This window comes from archaeon, assembly GCA_016432545.1.
In the GTDB taxonomy this organism is placed as follows: Archaea; Thermoproteota; Nitrososphaeria; order Nitrososphaerales; family Gagatemarchaeaceae; genus UBA183.
The window spans coordinates 1,318,464-1,331,353 of record CP066694.1; the positions used below are offsets into that span (position 1 = coordinate 1,318,464).

General features: G+C 60.6%; 12 protein-coding genes. 9 read left to right on the forward strand and 3 right to left on the reverse strand.

Annotation, left to right across the window (positions count from 1 at the left end; genetic code table 11):
• Positions 1-101: 101 nt before the first annotated feature.
• The 4 genes from HY247_07395 to HY247_07410 are packed head-to-tail and all read left to right on the forward strand — an operon-like array spanning position 102 to position 2,317.
• Positions 102-1,235, forward strand: coding sequence for an FAD-binding oxidoreductase (locus HY247_07395; protein QQG48558.1), 1,134 nt, complete (start codon positions 102-104; stop codon positions 1,233-1,235).
• Entirely contained in the window at positions 1,232-1,546 is a 315-nt protein-coding gene (locus HY247_07400; protein ID QQG48559.1) for a Rieske 2Fe-2S domain-containing protein, read from the forward strand. Before HY247_07395 ends, HY247_07400 begins: the two co-directional genes overlap by 4 nt.
• A 49-nt stretch (positions 1,547-1,595) precedes the next feature.
• Complete coding sequence (locus tag HY247_07405; protein ID QQG48560.1) at positions 1,596-1,976, forward strand: winged helix-turn-helix transcriptional regulator; 381 nt, start codon at positions 1,596-1,598, stop codon at positions 1,974-1,976.
• A 29-nt stretch (positions 1,977-2,005) separates the two neighbouring features.
• A complete protein-coding gene (locus tag HY247_07410) occupies positions 2,006-2,317 on the forward strand; it encodes a hypothetical protein (GenBank protein ID QQG48561.1) in 312 nt (103 codons plus the stop codon).
• 17 nt (positions 2,318-2,334) lie between these two features.
• Here HY247_07410 and HY247_07415 read toward each other — a convergent pair whose 3' ends face one another.
• Entirely contained in the window at positions 2,335-3,120 is a 786-nt protein-coding gene (locus tag HY247_07415; GenBank protein ID QQG48562.1) for a ZIP family metal transporter, read from the reverse strand.
• A 307-nt stretch (positions 3,121-3,427) separates the two neighbouring features.
• Here HY247_07415 and amrS point away from each other — a divergent pair, with 307 nt between their 5' ends.
• Positions 3,428-5,389, forward strand: coding sequence for an AmmeMemoRadiSam system radical SAM enzyme (gene amrS, locus HY247_07420; GenBank protein ID QQG49587.1), 1,962 nt, complete (start codon positions 3,428-3,430; stop codon positions 5,387-5,389).
• On the opposite strand, the gene trxB is transcribed toward amrS, so the two are convergent.
• A complete protein-coding gene (gene trxB / locus HY247_07425; protein QQG48563.1) occupies positions 5,382-6,329 on the reverse strand; it encodes a thioredoxin-disulfide reductase in 948 nt (315 codons plus the stop codon). The genes amrS and trxB overlap by 8 nt on opposite strands.
• Before the next feature lie 62 nt (positions 6,330-6,391).
• Positions 6,392-8,050: a hypothetical protein gene (locus HY247_07430; protein QQG48564.1), complete on the reverse strand. Its 1,659-nt coding sequence runs from the start codon at positions 8,048-8,050 to the stop codon at positions 6,392-6,394.
• A gap of 56 nt (positions 8,051-8,106) precedes the next feature.
• On the opposite strand from HY247_07430, the gene gcvPA reads away from it, so the two are divergent.
• The 4 genes from gcvPA (at position 8,107) to HY247_07450 (ending at position 12,883) form a co-directional block, all read left to right on the forward strand.
• A complete protein-coding gene (gcvPA, locus tag HY247_07435; GenBank protein QQG48565.1) occupies positions 8,107-9,486 on the forward strand; it encodes an aminomethyl-transferring glycine dehydrogenase subunit GcvPA in 1,380 nt (459 codons plus the stop codon).
• Between the two features lies 1 nt (position 9,487).
• Positions 9,488-10,966: an aminomethyl-transferring glycine dehydrogenase subunit GcvPB gene (gcvPB, locus tag HY247_07440; protein QQG48566.1), complete on the forward strand. Its 1,479-nt coding sequence runs from the start codon at positions 9,488-9,490 to the stop codon at positions 10,964-10,966.
• Positions 10,967-11,421: 455 nt separating this feature from the next.
• The gene (locus HY247_07445) at positions 11,422-11,748 is read left to right on the forward strand and encodes a DUF59 domain-containing protein (protein QQG48567.1); all 327 of its coding nucleotides are present in this window, start codon (positions 11,422-11,424) and stop codon (positions 11,746-11,748) included.
• Between the two features lie 109 nt (positions 11,749-11,857).
• The gene (locus HY247_07450; protein QQG48568.1) at positions 11,858-12,883 is read left to right on the forward strand and encodes a hypothetical protein; all 1,026 of its coding nucleotides are present in this window, start codon (positions 11,858-11,860) and stop codon (positions 12,881-12,883) included.
• The last annotated feature ends 7 nt before the right edge of the window (positions 12,884-12,890 follow it).

A 12,890-nucleotide genomic window follows, 5' to 3' on the forward strand; every position in this document is an offset into this window, starting at 1 on the left:
GCCCAAATCTGCCCCAACTCACCGACCCTTGCACAAAGGCCCCGATTTGGGCCTGACTTGGAAAATCATTCATAAACGGACCGCGTGACCTCCTACCCTGTTTGCAGGCTAACCCCATCTGGCCGGTTACAAAGAGGCGGGCGGCACTAGAGAAGGACCTTCGCTGCGACGTGCTCGTGGTCGGAGGGGGGATGGCCGGGATCTCCTCCGCAAGGGCTCTGAAAAAGGAGGGGCGCGACGTGGCGCTCATCGAGAGGGATGAAGTGGGAGGGCCAGCTACCGGTGCCAGTTCTGGGGTGCTATACTACGGGAGCGGGACCAACTTCGTCCCGGGGGTCGAGGTCTTCGGCCAGGAGACCACAGAGAAGCTCTGGCTTGAAACCTCCAAAGTAATCTCAGAAATCAAGAGCCTGGCGCCGAAGGCCGACTGCGGGTTCCGGTCTTGCGGCGCGGTGATGATCGCCCAGAACGACGAAGATCTAGCGTCGGTGCAAGAGGAGCACGAGGCCCTCAGGACCCTGGGCCTTCCCACAACCCTCCTGAGTACAGACCAGCTGTCCGAGATCTACCCACTGGTCCTGTTCAAGGGCGGTATCTCATTCGACGCGGTCGGGCAGGTCCATCCCGCGAGGCTCGCCTCGGCCCTCGCAGAAATGGAAGGCCTGACCATCTTCGAAGGGACTCCCATGGTCTCATGGAATGAGGACGGCGACAAGGTGACCGTCAAGACAGACAGGGCCCAGATAGAGTGCTCGCAGCTCGTGCTCGCCACGAACTTAGAGCCAGTCCCCGGGATAGGCGATGGCGTCGAGACCGAGGGGTCAGTGATCATCGCGAGCACACCGACGAACAGGGTCCCGGACGTCTTCCCGGAGGAGAAGATCTACTGGACGATGGAGGAGAAGTACGACCTCTTCTATCCGAGGGGCGACAGGCTCATCCTCGAGCTCTACCAGCTCGGGGAAGAGGAGGAGAAGATGAAACGTTACTTCCCCGGCGTCGAGTTCTCGACCGACCAGATCTGGGGCGAGAACTGGTCCAAGCCAAGGGACTGGAGGCCACTCCTCGGAATGCTTACCATGAGGACGGCTCTGGCCGCAGGAATGGGCGACCAGGGGATAATCATGAGCTGGCTGAGCGGCTCGAAGGTTCCGGGGCTTCTCAAAGGAGAGCAAGACTGGTTCACCGACCTGACTTCGCCTCGAAGGTTCTCCATCGGAGGCGCGCAGGCATGATGGAAGATTTCGAGAAGGTCGCCGAGACCTCCGAGCTTCCTCCGGGAAAGGTCAAGATAGTGAAGTCGGGGAACGCGGAGGTCTGGGTCGCGAACATCGAGGGCTCGTACTTCGCTCACCCCAACAAGTGCACCCACGCAGGCGGGCCCGTCGGCAGGGGCAGGCTCAACGGGTACGTGGTCCAATGCCCGAATCACGGTTCGAGGTTCGACGTGAGAACAGGGGCCGTCGTAGGGGGCCCTGCTTCGGTGCCGCTTCCTTCGATAGAGGTCAAGGTCGAGGGCACCTCGGTCTGGGTCCGCAAGGCCTGAGCAGGCACGGCTCAACCTTTACTACTCACAGCACCTCGGGGCCCGTCGATTGCACGCGCTCGTGCGCTTTCGGCCCATGAGGGCGACGCCGCAGATGGGGCCAGCCCAAGGAGGCGAACAGGGGGCCGCCCAGGTCGACCCGGCCTTCAAGCGGGTGATGACCTACATCTTCCTAGGGACCAGGGGCGGATACAACAGGGTCCGGATAGTGGAGTTGATTAGAGAGGCGCCGCTCAACCCCAATCAGATCTCAGAGAAGCTCTCCCTGGATTACAAAACCGTCCAGCACCACATCAGACTGCTGGAGGAGAACGGGGTGATAGTGCCCAACGCGAAGGGGGCGTACGGGGCGATGTACTTCCTGACTCCCTATGCCGAGAAGCACTTCGATGCGATTAGAGGGATGTGGGCGCGATTTGGGCAAAGTTAGAAATATGATTGACGGGTGCATGAACTAGGATGGAGTTCGGGATATTCTGGATGAACGTGGCGGCCGTCTTCGCGCTGCTGAACGTGGCGTTCCTCTTAGTCCTGGGGGCGCTCTACTTCAAGAGCTGGCAGAGGCTGAAGTCGGGGGCGACGATGAGCCTCCTTGCAGTGGCACTCTTCTTCCTCCTGCAGAACCTGGTCATAGTGGTCTTCTGGTTCATACTCTACGGCCTCGTGCCTTCGGCCCAGGCCATAGTGGAAGCGGCGGCGCCTTACCTCGTCCTGATCAACCTCCTCGAGACGGCCGCGCTTGGAAACCTCGTACGTCTGACCTGGAAGTAGCCCGCTGACAGGCAGCCCTAGGCGCCACCCAAGGCCACGACGAGGTCAGTCAGAAACCCGGTGCAGAGACCGAAGAAAATGCCTCCCATCATCAGGTTGCTGCTGTACTGCCTCCTTCCCGTGTTGAACATCGTCATTGTCACGTAGACCAGCGCGCCTCCGGCGATCGAAAGAAAGAGGATGTAGGCCTCGGGGCTCGAGAACTGGCTCCCGATGATGGTGCCGAAGAAGGTTGGAGCCCCACCGATGAAGAGCACTTTGGCGAGGAAGGACTTCTTAGGCTTGGGGCTGATCCCGACCAGGGGCGCGGTGATCCCGAACCCCTCCGTGGAGTTGTGCACCCCGAACCCGACGATGAGGACAACGGCGAGACCCAGCTCGCTGGACGCGTAAGACTGTCCTATCGCCAGACCTTCGCTCAAATTGTGAGCTCCGATGCCCAGAGCTATCATCGTGGACAGCTTGTGGGCCATCGAGCCTTCGTTCCCGACCGCCATGTACCTCCTCTCGTAGAAGACGAGCCCCAGTAGCCCGAGCGCAAGGCCTCCAAACATGAGCCCGAGGTCGAGCAAGGCGGTCGAGGCCGGCAGGCCTCCATGCGAGGCGGAGAGCGCAGCGCCTGATGCCTGGTCCCACGCGTGGCTGAATACGTCAACGATGAGGAAGAGGAGGATCCCGATGGCGAAGGCGTTGAGGAACCCCCTGACCCTCTCGCTTATTCCCACAAGCACCACGGGAAGGCCGAGGAAGATCGTGAAGCCAGCTATCGCGCCAAGGAGGATGAGCTGAGTGAAGTCGACCATTGTCGGACAGCAAAGTCGCCGCGTCATAACATACGTAATATACGTTTGCTCTCATCAACCAGAATTCGGTCTGATGCCTCGCAAACCCTTAATGGCCTGAGGCCTCCGAAGTAATCGCATGTCCGCCCGGGCCCCTCTGACTGTTCCGATGGGCAAGGAGGCCGAGCTCTTCCGCCCCCTCCCAAGCGGTAGGATTCAGTGCACCGCCTGCGCCCGCAACTGCCAGATTGGTGAGGGTCAGGTCGGGTTCTGTGGAGTAAGAGGAGTGGTCGGCGGCAGTCTCTACCTTCTGGTCTACGGGAAGGTCATGGCCGGGCACATCGACCCGATTGAGAAGAAGCCGGTGGTCCACTATCGGCCCGGGTCAAAGATCTTCTCGATCGCCACAAGCGGATGTTCATGGGCGTGCCATCCGGCTGGGTCTCAGGTCTTACTTTCGGACGGCACGACGAAGGCGGTTGAAAGCGTGCTTCCTGGCGACATGCTTTGGTCTTACGACATCAATGCGGGGATGCGCATCGAACCCAACGTCGTTACCCATGCGCAGATGTTGACTGGAAGACTTTGGGAGGTGACATACGGCGATAACGACCAAAGACCAATCCTTCTGACAGAAGAGCACCCCGTCCTCACCAAGGAGGGCTGGAAGGTGGTCAGCCAATTGGGTGCAGGAGACGAGATTCTTCGGGTTTGGCAGGCACAAACAGAGAGCTGGAACAAGAAACACGCTGCCCGCGGCAGAACAGGGTTTTTCACCTGCCACAAGTGCGGAGAGAAGCTCATAGGATATGACGACTGGAACCGCCACCGGGGGCGGTGTTATACTCTGGGCATGAAGCACTCGGATGAATCGCTCCTCCGAAGCCGCGAGCGGATGAAGGCCAACAACCCGATGAAAGACCCTGATGTGGCCCGGCGTGCGCTCCAGTCCAGCAAGGAGCGTTTCCTCAGAGATGACACGCATGGATGGCACAGAAACGTCGAGCGACTGCGGACCTGGCTTCATCAGCATCCGTCGAAGTCTCAGCTCAAACTCTATCCATTGCTGGACTCCTTGGAAATGCCGTACGAGAAGGAGTACCGAGTCAAGTTAGAGAAGCGGCTCGAACACTCGAAGTCGTACTACATTGCAGACGCAGCTTTCGTGGAAGAAAAGTTAGATGTCGAGGTCGACGGATGGTGGCACTATCACGACCCTGAAGTCCAAGCCAGTGATCGCATTAGGGACGAGACCCTCCGAGCAAACGGTTGGGACGTGCTCAGAATCTCTGGCTCCTATTTGTTCAACCACTCCGAAGAGTCGAAAGCACTCGTGGTAGCTCGTCTGTCGAAGCCCCAGATGGCAAACATGAGGCTCTGGGTTGATGTAAAGTCGTCCCGACCCACTGACAGACAAGAGGCAGTTTACAGTTTCGAAACTATCACCGACCACAATTATGTTGCGGATGGGATTCTTGTCCATAATTGTTCATACTGTCAAAATAGCGACATCAGCCAGCTGCGCAAGATCGAAGGGGTCGATGCGAGGCCCGATGAAATCGTCTCCAACGCGGTCTCCTACGGCTGCGAGGGGATCGCCTATACTTACAACCAGCCGACAATCTTCATGGAGTACGCCCGGGACGTCGGTCGCCTGGCCCGCTCCAAGGGCCTCTTCAACATCTTCGTCTCCAACGGCTACGACACCCCTGAAGCCGTCTCGATGATGAACGAATTCCTAGATTGCGTCACAGTAGACTTCAAGGGGAGCGGGGAGACCGGCTTCGTCCGAAAGTACATCTCGATCCCAAACGCCGACCCCATCTTCCAGAGCCTCCTCGAGGTCAAGGAGAAGACCAAGGTGCACGTCGAGATAACCGATCTCATCGTCCCCGAGGTCGGCGAGTCCCTCGAGGCCGCCGAGAAGCTCTGCCGCTGGGTCTACGACAAAATGGGCCCGGAGACTCCGGTCCACTTCCTGCGCTTCCATCCCGACTACAAGATGATGGACCTTCCCCTTACCCCTGTCAAGACGCTTGAAAGGCACTACGACATCGCGAAGAAAGCCGGGCTCAACTACGTCTACATCGGGAACGTCCCTGGCCACCCCGCCGAGAGCACGTACTGCCCGGGCTGCGGGGGCGTCCTCATCAAGCGGAACGGGTACGAGATACTGGGCTACAACCTCGACTCGCAGAACCGGTGCACCACCTGCGGGACAAAGACGCCGATCGTCGGCCCGCTCAGCAAGTCTTACGCTGACGACCGCTTCCTGCCCGTGATTAACTGACAGCTTTCACTTCGAGCTTCTGCTTCACGAACTTCTCGGCGTCCAACAGGGCCTTGCAACCGTCCGCGGCCGCGGTGACCGCCTGCCTGTACCGAAAGTCGTGCACGTCCCCGGCGACGAAGACCCCCGGGACGCTGCTCTCAGTGTGGTTCTTGACCGCCACGTAACCCTTCTCGTCCAGCTCGACCTGCCCCCTGAAGATCTCGGTGTTGGGGTCGTACCCGATTGCCACGAAGACCCCGTCGAGCTCCAGCGTGCTTTCGCCTCCGGTCTTGAGGTTCTTCGTCTTGATCCCGTGCACCTTTCCGTCCCCGAGCACCTCGGTCACGGCCGTGTCCCACAGGAAGCTGATCTTGGGGTTCTCTCGGGCCTCCTTCTGCAGGGCTGCGCTCGCCCTCAACTCGTCCCTCCTGTGGATGACCTGGACCGAAGACGCGAACTTTGTCAGGAAGGTCGCCTCCTCCATGGCGGTGTCTCCCCCTCCTACGACAGCGACCTTCTTCCCCCTGAAGAAGAAACCGTCGCAGACCGCGCAGTTCGATACGCCCCTGCCCATCAGCTTCATCTCCGACGAGAGGTTCAGGCGCCTCGGGTTGGCTCCTGTCGCTATGATCACGCTCAAAGTCCTGGTGACGCCCGACTCGGTGTAGACTTCGAACGGATGCCTCCGGAAGTCCACCTTGACCACGTCATCCTGGACAAGCCTGGCGCCCAGCCTCTCGGCCTGGGCTCTCATCTTCATAATCAGGTCGGGGCCGAGCACGGGGTCAGGGAAGCCCGGAAAGTTCTCCACGTCGCTGGTAAGCATTAGCTGCCCTCCGTACTTCGTTCCCATGTAGACCAGGGGGTTGAGGTCGGCCCTGCAGCCATAGATCGCGGCCGTCAGCCCGGCCGGACCAGAACCGATGATCACCAGCTTCTCTACCGAGTCGCTACTCATCGAGAATGCGCGCCTTTGCCCGCCTCATAAATTTGCCCCTGGGGAGTAGAGGTGGAGCGGGCCTAGAGGAGCTTCGCTTCCTTCTGGACCACGTGGAGCTCATCCGAAAGCTGGTTGAGCGCCCGTTCGAGCCTCTTGGTGTACTGCGGGAGGAGCCTGTCGTAGACCTCCTTCCTCATCCTCCTCATGTAGTACTGTTCGTACAGGTTCAGCTTGTCCTTGGTCGCCCTGTCGACCTCCCTCTCTGTCGCGTGGATTTGGTTGAGCAGGTCGAAGAACTTCTGAGTCGTCGACTTCTGCTTGACCTCGTTGAGCCTCTGGAGGGCCCTGCTCCTGAACGCGTCGAGCCTCCCCCGAACTTCAGCGAAGTACTCCTTGTCGAATTCGTTGGGGTCCTGGCCCGAGATCTCGGCCCACATCCCGTTGATCAGGGTCGTCTTTTCGTCAAAGGCCTGCACCATGGCAGATGCGCGCTCGGTGGAAGACTCTTCCTCCGTCTCCTCCTCCTCGGTGACGGTGCTCCTCGTGACAATCAGACCAACTAGGAGCAGGACGAACACCACTGACGCACCGGGAATCGCCGATTCGACGCCCCATCCGACCGTAGGCGCGTAGGCTACGCTCACACTTCCTTCCCGCCTAGGTGCGACGTTGGTGAAGGCTCCGGGCGGGGCAGTCACGACCCTGACCCCGTTGGGGACGGTCACGGCAATCTTGTATCCGGATACGAACGCGTCGATGGGCGGGGTGTTGGGCAGGTTGAGGACGACCTGACCCCCGGAGGTGGTGTAGTATTTCGAATCCGGCGCGTACCTGTAAGTCACAGTGTAGTTTGACCCGGGCGGAACCGGGCTCGCCACGACAGAGGCGGAGAGCGGGATTATGTAGTTGGTAAGGGCGAACCTGACCGGGCCGAGGAGGCGCGGCTCGATCGGGGGCAGCAGGGTCACCAGGACCCCGGAGGGCGCGAGAGGCTTTACGACCAGGATGTTCAGCTGGTTGGCCCCCAGGTTCTCAAATGAGATCGAGTCTGTGATTAAGGGAGTCCCGTCGGGGGCGGCTGAGACTGTCCTCGATGCTGAATAGACTGCCAATGGGTGGAGGTCCTCTGCCGTGGATGTTATGACGGCCCTGATCGAAGTGTTGGCGATTCCAGGGCTAAGGCTCGCGATCGTGTTCGAGTAAGTCACGTTGCTTCCAGCGGAAAGGTCCTTCAGGCCCTTCGGTCTGGAGGTCAGAACGGTCGAGGGCGGCATCTTGACCACTTCGACGATCTTGTCCACGGTGATGCTGATCGAGGGCCTAGCGAGGAGCTCGACTACAAGGCTACCGTTCGCCGCCTTCCAGACCATCCCGGTCATGAGCACGGTCAGCGTGAAGTTCTTGGACCCGGACGGAGCTATTGTGCCTCCCCCGATTACAGTGAACGGGCCGTTGGGCGACTGCGCCGCCAGGCTGAATCCATCACCGATTAGAGAGTAGTTCGCAACCTTGGACGACAGGTTCCCAAACCCGATCGTCACCGAGGGCACGTCGGCGCCCGTCGTCGAGTTGCTGGAGAAGATGAAGGTCTCGTTGACGTAGGCGTACCCGTATCTCTGGATCTGGTACACGCTGCGCACGACCACGTGGGGGGAGCCCTGAGCCTGGGCCAGGGGAACCGACGAAGCGACAGAGACGGCAAGGAGGAGCAAGAAGAAACCTGATACAAAGCGCTTCAAGGGAACGGGCCAACGCCGCTACGTTCTTATTTTAAGCGTTTTTCGAGCCAAAAAAGATGGGACAACCTCAATCGCGCCATCCGCTCCTCCCCAATCTCGACGAGGCCCTCGTGGCCAAGATGCTGTCCAAGATCGGCGCAAAGTCCATCGACGAGCTCTTCTCCGACATACCCCCTGGCGTAAGGCTCGGGCGGGCGCTCAAAGTCCCTGAGGGCGGATCCGAGTACTCTGTAAGGCGGGACGTTCAGAACAGGCTCTCGGCCAACAAGACCCCCCCAGGGTCGCTCTGCTTCCTTGGTGGAGGCGTCTGGCCACACTACATCCCCGCGGTCGTCGAGTCGATCATGTCCAGGAACGAGTTCTACACTGCCTACACGCCATACCAGGCGGAAATCAGCCAGGGCATACTCCAGGCCCTCTTCGAATACCAGAGCCTGATGTGCGACCTCCTCGGCATGGAGGCCTGCAACAGCTCGATGTACGACTGGGCCTCCGCCGCGGGCGAAGCGGTGAGGATGGCCGCCAGGGTGACCGGTAGGAAGAAGGTCCTGGTGGCGGAGAGCACAAGCCCCAGAAGGCTCGCGGTGATCCGCACCTACAGCGAGGCTATGGGCGTAGAGATCGTGCCGGTCTCCTTCGACCGGTCCACCGGGACACTCGACTCCTCAGACCTTGTCAAGAAGGCGCCCGACTCGGCGTGCCTCTACATCGAGAACCCCAACTACTTCGGGGTCATCGAAGAGGAGTCAGAGCGGGTCGCCTCGCTGGTGAAGGCCTCGGGAGGGCTGACCATCGTCGGGGTCGACCCGATATCACTGTCCTTAGTCCGCGAGCCAGGTTCCTACGGGGCAGACATCGTGGTCGGTGAGGGGCAGCCCCTCGGCATCCCGATGAACTACGGCGGGCCTCACCTGGGGATCTTCGCCGTCAAGGACCTCAAGCTGGCCCGGAGCATGCCAGGCAGGCTGATTGGCCTCACCTCCTCGGTCGCAGACCCGGCCAGGAAGGCCTTCGCCATGGTCCTGCAGGCCAGGGAACAGCACATCCGCAGAGAGGGAGCGACCTCCAACGTCTGCACCAACCAGTCGCTGATGGCGGTCGCGGCCGCATGCTACCTCTCCCTCCTGGGGAAGGAGGGCTTCCGCTCGCTCGGCGAGGCGGTAATCGCCAACTCTCACTACGCGTCCAGGAGGCTCTCGAAGGTCAAGGGGGTCTCTTCGCCCCACTTCTCCGGCTCGTTCTTCAAAGAGTTCGTCGTTTCATACGAAAAGGCCCGGGCACCCGCAGTCCACGAGCGCCTCGCAAAGGCGAACGTCCTGGCTGGATACCCGCTCGAGCCGGCGACAGGCATCAACGGAGGCGTATACTGCGTCACTGAAGTACACACCCGGGAAGACATCGAACGTCTCTCGTCCGCGCTGGAGGGGGCCCTGTAGCATGCCGGACAGGTTCAGGCAGGCCAGATGGGACGAGCCGCTCATCAAGGACCTGAGCCGGCCGGGGCGAGTGGGCATGCTCGCTCCGAGCGACCCCGACGTCATGGCCGAATTCGCCGACCCAATGGCCCTCGTCCCAGCGTCCATGAGGCGGGCCTCGGTCAGACTCCCCGAGCTCTCTGAGCTCCAGGTCCTGAGGCACTTCAACCGCCTGTCCCAGATGAACTTCTCCGTCGAGCTCGGCATGTACCCCCTGGGAAGCTGCACCATGAAGTACAACCCGAAGGTCTCCGAGATGATAGCGGGCTCTGACACCATGAAGAACGCTCATCCCCTCCAGCCGGCCGAAACAGTCCAGGGCATCCTTTCGATCTTCTACGAGCTGGAGCGCGCCCTCTCGGAGATCGCCGGGATGAGCAGGTTCTCCCTCTCGACCGCAGCCGGAGCCCAGGGCGAGCTCGCAGGGGTCCTGATCATGCGGAAGTTCCTCAGAGACCAGGGTCGCCCCGAGAAGGACGAGATCCTTGTCCCCGACTCCGCCCACGGTACGAACCCGGCCAGCGCAGCGATGGCGGGCTTCAAGGTGGTCAAGGTCCAGTCAGACGCCTCAGGCCTTGTCAGGGCCAGGGCCGTGTCAGAGCTTGCAGGCCCCAAGACTGCGGGGATGATGTTCACCGTCCCCAACACCCTGGGCCTCTTCGAGAGCGAAGTCGTCGAGGTCTCCAAGGCGGTCCACGACGCAGGCGGCCTGATGTACTACGACGGGGCGAACATGAACGCCCTCCTGGGGAGGGCACGCCCCGGCGACATGGGCTTTGACATCGTCCACCTCAACCTCCACAAGACCTTCGCTACCCCCCACGGCGGCGGCGGCCCTGGGGCTGGGCCAGTGGGCGTGAGCAAGGAACTCGCGGACTACCTTCCAGTCCCTGTCGTCTCAAGCGAGGGGGGCAAATACTCGCTTGACTACGGTCTCAAGAACACCATCGGGCCGCTCAAGGGATTCGTGGGTAACTCCGCCATCCTCCTGAGGGCGTACGTCTACATGAGACTCCTCGGCGCCTCGGGGCTCTCCAACGTCTCCTCGCTCGCGGTCTTGGCAGCCAACTACCTGTGGAAGAGCCTCGACCCCGCGGCCTTCCCCGCCTCCCATGCGCCCAACCTTAGGAGGAAGCACGAGGCGGTGGTCTCAGTGAAGAGCGACCTGCCGGGCGGCGCCATGACCGTGGCCAAGGCGATCCTCGACTACGGGATGCACTCCCCCACGGTCTACTTCCCCCTTATCGTCAGCGAGGCCCTCATGATCGAGCCGACCGAGTCAGAACCGCTGGAGATGTTAGACGAGTACGCCTCCGCGCTCAACGAGATCTACGACTCGATGAAGGCCGGGACTCTCGGACCCGTCCCGAAGAACACGAGCATCGGGAAGATCGACGAAGTCAAGGCGTCGCATCCGATGACGCTGAAGGTCCACTGGTGAAGGGATTCTAGGCTCCTAGACGGCCGGGGGGCAAGCCCATCAAGCAAGTGCACGCCTCGCAAATTCCTAAGTATCGCCCTCTTACAATAGACATCTGGGATGAAGGCCTTTGCAATTCTTGGGATAGTTCTCATGGGAATCGCCCTTGTCCTGGCTGCTTTCGGCACTCACTACGCGACCAGCTATGAGTTACGGCAAATGCTGCCCCCGCCCACGGTCTCCTGCCCACAACTCGACTCGTGTAATGGCTTAGTCTATTTCCTAACTGAGCCAATAACCCACGCTGACTTCATCCTAAACTACGCAGGGATTTTCTTGTCCTTCCTAGGGGCCATATTATTCAGTGGGGTGTATGTACGTTCTCCTCGCGGTTTACGTAAGCGGAACGCTGATCGTCAATCTCCCGAGATGAAGGGGAGCAATCGAAGCCAAAAGTCATATAGCATGAAGATGGCGTGAAGTTCGAGATGGAGAGCGACCTCGTGGCACGGGTCACCGAACGTCTCAAGGACATCTTGGACGAAGAGACGAACAGGAAGCTCGGCGAACTGAACACCATCACCGACGTCTCCGAGCTCCAGCCCGGCACCATCAGGGTCAGGTTCCGCCCGCTTTCGGCCTACAGTCCACTGGCCGTGGACGTCGGCCGGAGCATCCGCGACGCCTGCACGTCAGTGGAGGGCGTGGCCGCAGTCAGGGTCGAGTGCGTGGGGCACATGATGGACGACCTCGTCAACCGCATCGTCAACAAGGACGAGATCAAGCCAAAGGCCGTCGGTTAGGAAAATCTCCGCCGAAAGTGCGCTGTCAACAATCTGTGTACACTTTGTCTAATGTTCTACTGGAGGGCATTGTAAATGCCCGGCGGCACATGGGGCACGCGCCCAACCAATGTTATCTAAGAATCGCCCGGAAATCACTGCCATCGGCATCGGCAGCGCGGGTTGCAAACTTGTCTCGCTCCTGAGCAGAAGGTCTCTCCTCGTGGAGAGGTTCGTCTACGTCTCCTGCGACGAAGGGGACCTTACGTTCGCAGACCCTCAAGACTCGATCCTCCTAGAGTCGCCAGTCGACCAGAAGCTGAGCCCCTCGCTCGTCAGGGGCCTGGCAAACGCCTCCATCTCAAGGATCCGTGAAGCTCTCGCAGGCTCCAAAGTGGTCTTCGTGGTCGCTGGCCTCGGCGGGGCGACCGGCAGCGGCCTCTCACCCCTGGTGGCCTCCCTTGCGAGCGAGGGCGGGGCGATAACGGTCGGGGTCGCGATGATGCCTTTCGAGTTCGAGAAGAAGATGAAGTTCTACGCGGGGGTCTCGCTAAAGCACCTCAGAGCCGCCTCGAGGGGCGTGATAGTCGTCGACAACGACGTCCTGATGTCCTCCACGGGGGACTCGACCCTCACCGGGCTCTACGACTCGGCCAACAGGCAGGCTGTCAAGGCCCTTGGTTCGCTCCTCTCAAGGTCCTCTGGAACCTCCGTAGCGGTCGGCCTCAACAAGGTCCTCGCAACCGTGCTCCAAGAAGGCTACTCTCTCCTGGGGGTCTCCAACAGTGGTACCGTCGACAAGGCGGAGGACGCTCTGGCGGGCGCAGTCCTTTCAATCGGGAAGCTTGCAGAGGCGAAGGAGGCCAGCCATGCCGTCGTCATACTCAACGGCAACTCCTCCCTCTCCGGGAAGGAGGTGGGCCTGGTCGTCGGGCGCCTCGGCTCGATGATCAACAACCAGTCGGTGGACGTGGAGTACGGAGTCAAGTACTCCGGGTCTTCACAGCTCCAGGTTAGCCTCCTCGCGTCCGGCTTCACCTCGACAAAGTACGACGACTACGACCCCCTGAACAAGATCCTCGGCAAGAGGGTCATAGACGGGGAGATGGACTTCGCCCTCCCCGAAGGGTTGGAAGGACTACAGTCCTGCGAATAGCCCCGGC